Annotated in this window: 1 protein-coding gene; it reads left to right on the top strand. The window is 58.3% G+C overall.

Features of this window, described 5'->3' with window-relative positions; translation table 11 throughout:
* Positions 1 to 300: 300 nt before the first annotated feature.
* Positions 301 to 4,596 (top strand): hypothetical protein, encoded by a 4,296-nt coding sequence (locus GWC77_RS26880; RefSeq protein ID WP_173262290.1) that lies wholly within the window; start codon positions 301 to 303, stop codon positions 4,594 to 4,596.
* Positions 4,597 to 4,769 lie beyond the last annotated feature (173 nt).

A 4,769-nucleotide genomic window follows, 5' to 3' on the forward strand; every position in this document is an offset into this window, starting at 1 on the left:
GCATTCTGCCGCAACCAGCCATACCTCAGCTTGTCGATTCAGAGCGCCTCAAGGGTTCGCTGCGCCGGGCTTACGCCCGCCCTTGACCCGCTAACATCACCCACTCGGAATTCAAAAGAGGCGAAAATATGGAGTGAAACGCGAAGCCATGTTCGGGAAATTTAATATATAGTTTTATAGTCATCGTTCATCGGCCGTTTGTCGCGGCTAATAACCATAAGTGCGATTAAATCAATGATGGTATTTTAACGGAGCTTCCGTGACTAATACTAATTGAACGGTCGCCATCGAGGAGACGGAATGACCACGTTTCACCGAATTTCCCATTCGCCGGAACCCGGCATGGCGGCCGTGCATTCGAATCCGGAACCCCACGCGGAGATTGGCGCGGATGTCCCCCGTGCTCGTCGATTTGTCGACCCGAGATTGCCAACGTCCACTCGCCCGCAGCGGGGTGGCAATAAAAACAATCGCGTTCAGTTGACGAATCGAGACCTGTCGCCGGCGGGTGAGCGCGCGTCGGGTGTCCGGACGAACGTTGGAACAGCAGAGCGGACTGACGTTGTCACGCGAGATGGCGAAGGCTTCGCGCTGCGAAGAAGGGCGATTTATCGGTGGGACAATGGAGCTGCCGATTGGCGTTCGCTGGACTTAAGTGGAATACGTAAGCTCAAGCTCGGAGCAAATGGACAGGCTTATGCGGCGTCCGACGGCGGTCTTTGGCGTCTGGATGACCGCGGAGCACAGTTGTTGACGCGACTCACGCGCGGAGACGGGAAACTGATTGATTTCGCAATTTCATCGATAGAGGCGCTCACGCTTCTGAAAAAGGTGCCACGCGTAGATGATGCCCACTGGCTATATTGGGTCGATGCAATCGGGGCCAAGCGTACTCGCCTGCCATTACCCGCACCGTCGCAAAGATCCTCGGATTCTCATCGTTGTATTCATCCCGTCTCGATCGCGATTGGCACGGACGGCTGTCTATATGTGCTCGATGATCGGAGCCAGATGTGGCGAGGTTATCCGGATGACATCGCCGAGCGCGGGGCGTGCGCCTGGCGGCGCCTCGATGTTCCCGAATACTTTGAATTCACGCACATCACCACACTGGCGGACGGCGCGATCGCAGCCGAGGGCCTCAGGGCAGTGCGCCCCGGACACGAGAAGGGCTCATGGTGGTCACTCGCGCCTGGCGATCGGCAATGGCGCTGGGGTTCGATACCGTTGCTGAAACAAAGCTATGCGCGGTTTGCCGGTAGAGCGTCGTCAACGGCCAACGTGATACTGGGGACGCCATTCATGCCAGGCAACCGGCCGATCGATACGGCCGGCACGAGTCTCTTCCAACGCAAGCTGGCCGCTTTTCGCACGGGTGAGCGTTTACAGTTTTCCGGTCGTACGCCAGCTGACGCTTTGCCGCTGACCGAGCGTTGGGCCAATTACTTTCGCGCTCACTTGGGAATCCAGACGGAAGGTGCCGCCGCCAGCGCAGCTCTGCGTGCCGAACTCGACATCGGGGAGAGGTGCCTTTCGAGTGCACACGCCTCGCTGGTGCCTTTTCTGCCTGCTGTTTCCGTCGGTGTCCGGGCGCGTGGTGCCAAGCAGAGGCTGCACGATACTATTGCCGATCGGCTGATTAAAAATGCAAATGTGGCGCTGGATCGGATAGACGATGCATTAGGCTTGTCTGGCGGTGCAGCCGAAGGAAATGCCGATTACCAGCGATTTTCCATTGCGTTGACGGATGAGCGACTGTTTGCCTCGTTGCGCTCGCGTTTGTTTGGGGCTCATGACATCGCTCTCAGGTCGGACAACAACGCGCTACATCGGCTTGAGCGCCAGTTGAAGAAGCTGTTTTCGGGTTTTGACAGCGATACGCCCGGTGGCAAGCTCATTAGCCGTGTTGGCCAGCTCATCGACGAACACAGACTCGAATTCGACGTTTACGCGCGGCCCGGCAGCAACGACGCAGTTCACGCGTTTTTGATCGTTCAACTGCGCAAGGTCGCACGTGATCTCGGGGCTGCATTGAGAGCCGCGTCCGAAGTGAACGGCCGCCTCGCAGAGGGTGGCAGTCCCAGCCACCGGGAGCGAAGCGAGGAAGTGGCGCGCGGCATGATCGACGAATTCGAGCGTGCGCTCACGCTCGACGGCAGTAGCGGCGTCGATAAGCAATTTGCAAGGTTTCGCGACGTTTCGAGCTTTCGCCGTGCGTTTCAGGAAGCAAGTGTCGAGGCAGTGGACGAGCAACTGGAGAACGAGGCAAATGCGCTCCTGCGCGAGCAAGCGCCGAATCCATCATCGGTCTTGCTGCAAACGCAGCCGCTTACGGCCATTTTCGAAAGCTGTCGAACCGACGCTCTCGTCGCGTTGACGCGTCTCGAACGCGTACTCGGCTTAAGCGGGTCGGACCGGCAGGCATCGCACTTGGCGGAGGAGAAACCGCAGAGCAATGCAATGCTCGATGCGTTCAAGGCGCCCGGCGAGATGGCCAACGCGGAGGGGAACATTCTTTATGCGCTTTTCAAGCGGCGTATGGCGACGTTACACGCTGCCGATGAGCGTGACGCAGTATCCACGAGCGCGGATCGACACGGACAGCCGTTGCAAGCGGAATCGGCGCTGCCCTCCATCGACGCTCGTGATCGTGAGATATCGGCGCGCCTGCAGGCGCTGATCGAGCACGGCGTTTGCGTGCTGGCTCCCGGGTGCTCACTGGAGTCAGTCAATGTTGTACCCGCTATGCCCGGCGCACTTCCGTTCGGTGTGGTGCTGACGGCACATGATCACCGCGAGGTAGGAATAGTCGTCGGTAAGCTCGTGCACGATCAGTTGGTCGTCGAGAATGCACTGAAAAAGGTGTCGGCGTCCCAGCCTCCCGCGCAGATGGATATCGACGAAGCGGTTTGGGCGATGCAGGACGACGTCGTGAGCCGGCTGTTCAGAAAGCAACTCTATGCTCCGCAAACGCAGCGGTTGTTGGCGCGGCTGCAGCGCGGCGCTGCGATCGCCAGTCATCCGGATCGCGCCATTCGCAGGGCAGCCACGTTTCAGGGCATGGTGGCCGATGAAGATCTGCAAGCTGTCTACAGGCAGATATTTCGCGAACTGAAAACCGGGGAGCAGATCGTGCTGGAGGAGGGCTGGCACGCTGGTCTCGATGCAGATGGTACGGGTACCGTCGTGAGTCTCACTGATCGCCTGACACAAGGGCGCCCCGAATCTCGAGACGCCACGCGGAATTTCCTCAATATCCCATTGAATATATTTCCAAATTTGCAATGGCAGCCATATGTTGGTCTGTCGCGTGGCCGCCGTCTCACAATGGTGCGCACGGTCGATGGCGTCGAAATAGCGTTGGATAACCTCGAGGAGAGCGTCTGCAACCTGACGGGCGTGAAGATGATGTGGGGGGCGGGCCGTTTCGAACAGAACCGGATACATGATGTGAAGTTGGGAATGGTGTCTACGGCGCTTGGTCTTGGATATGGTGGGATCGAACTCATTCCCAATCTTCTCGGGATCACCTTTCGCAACGACAATGGCATTGTGCTCCATGTCAAGGAGGATGGCCAAGGTAGCGCCGAACATGTGGTGGCTGGACTCATGAGCGGGGAGACTACCGTTTCGGATTTGCTCGACGCGGCCGGCACACTGATCGAGGTTTCCCGATCTTCCCAGCGCTTCGACTCCACGGTCGATGCTCAGGTGGTGATCGCAGCGGTTGGCATATTTACGCCGAAAAGCGATTCGCATCGACGCTTCAAGATCGTGGGTTCAGGCTTGTTACAAGTGACCGGAGAATTGAAGTCGACGCAAGGCCAGGAAGTTCGGCGAAATCCTGCCGGCACCGAAACGACGGAGACGGGGATGGATGTCGCGCTGACTGGCAATCGCAAATGGATCGGCGTGACCGAGATGCAGGGCTCATACATCAAAGATGCGAAGTCGCCGCTCTCGCCTCATTCGAAGGTAGGTGGTTTGCTGGAAATTCAGGAAAAGATTCCGACGTGGATTGAACTATTCATTACGGACTTCGGCCCCGCCAAAAAGCTGACGTTCGCACCGTCGATAACGCGCGCGGAGAACGGCGATATCACGAATGTCTCCTATGGTTTGACTACGCGCTACATCGATCGTCGTCGGTTGCCTCAGCTGAGTTCGCTGGAACGGTATGCGCCGGATGTCGCCGACATCGTCCTGCACATCGCAGACAATGCGACCAAGCGGGCTCTGCCTATCGACATTACGCTCGAGCTATGGCCGCGCGCGGCGCGTGCGCTTAACACGCTAAGTTCGGAAGGACGGCAGCTCTCGGTTGTGCTCGATAATCCTGACTCCTGGCGCATTACTCGCCTGTCCGTATCGCAGGCCCACGCGTATCGCACCGCTGCGTTTGCCGGACTGTCATTGTTCAGATACCGAAGCGACGCGAGCAATACATGGGTGAGGCCCGATGTTGGCTCGGTCCAGGTGATCTATCCGTCTGACCTCGAGGATGCGGGGGGCAGCTCCTCAGCAAAAATTGCTGCCCGCGCGCGGGGCGAATTGTCGCCGGGGGGGGAGGCGCGGCCATTCGATGCGCTGACTTAGCCAGGCCGTCGAGCGATGCCGCATCGCATCTCTGCATGCTTATGCCCATCGGCTTATACACATGTGCGCGCCGCTTCCCGGGTTCGGAAGAACATGTTTACTTTCAATGACATAGGGCTGGGCTTGTAAACTTTCGGCGAAACGCGTTTACTCTCGCTTTTTGCGTGAACGCC

The organism is Paraburkholderia sp. NMBU_R16 (assembly GCF_013282575.1).
Lineage (GTDB): Bacteria > Pseudomonadota > Gammaproteobacteria > Burkholderiales > Burkholderiaceae > Trinickia.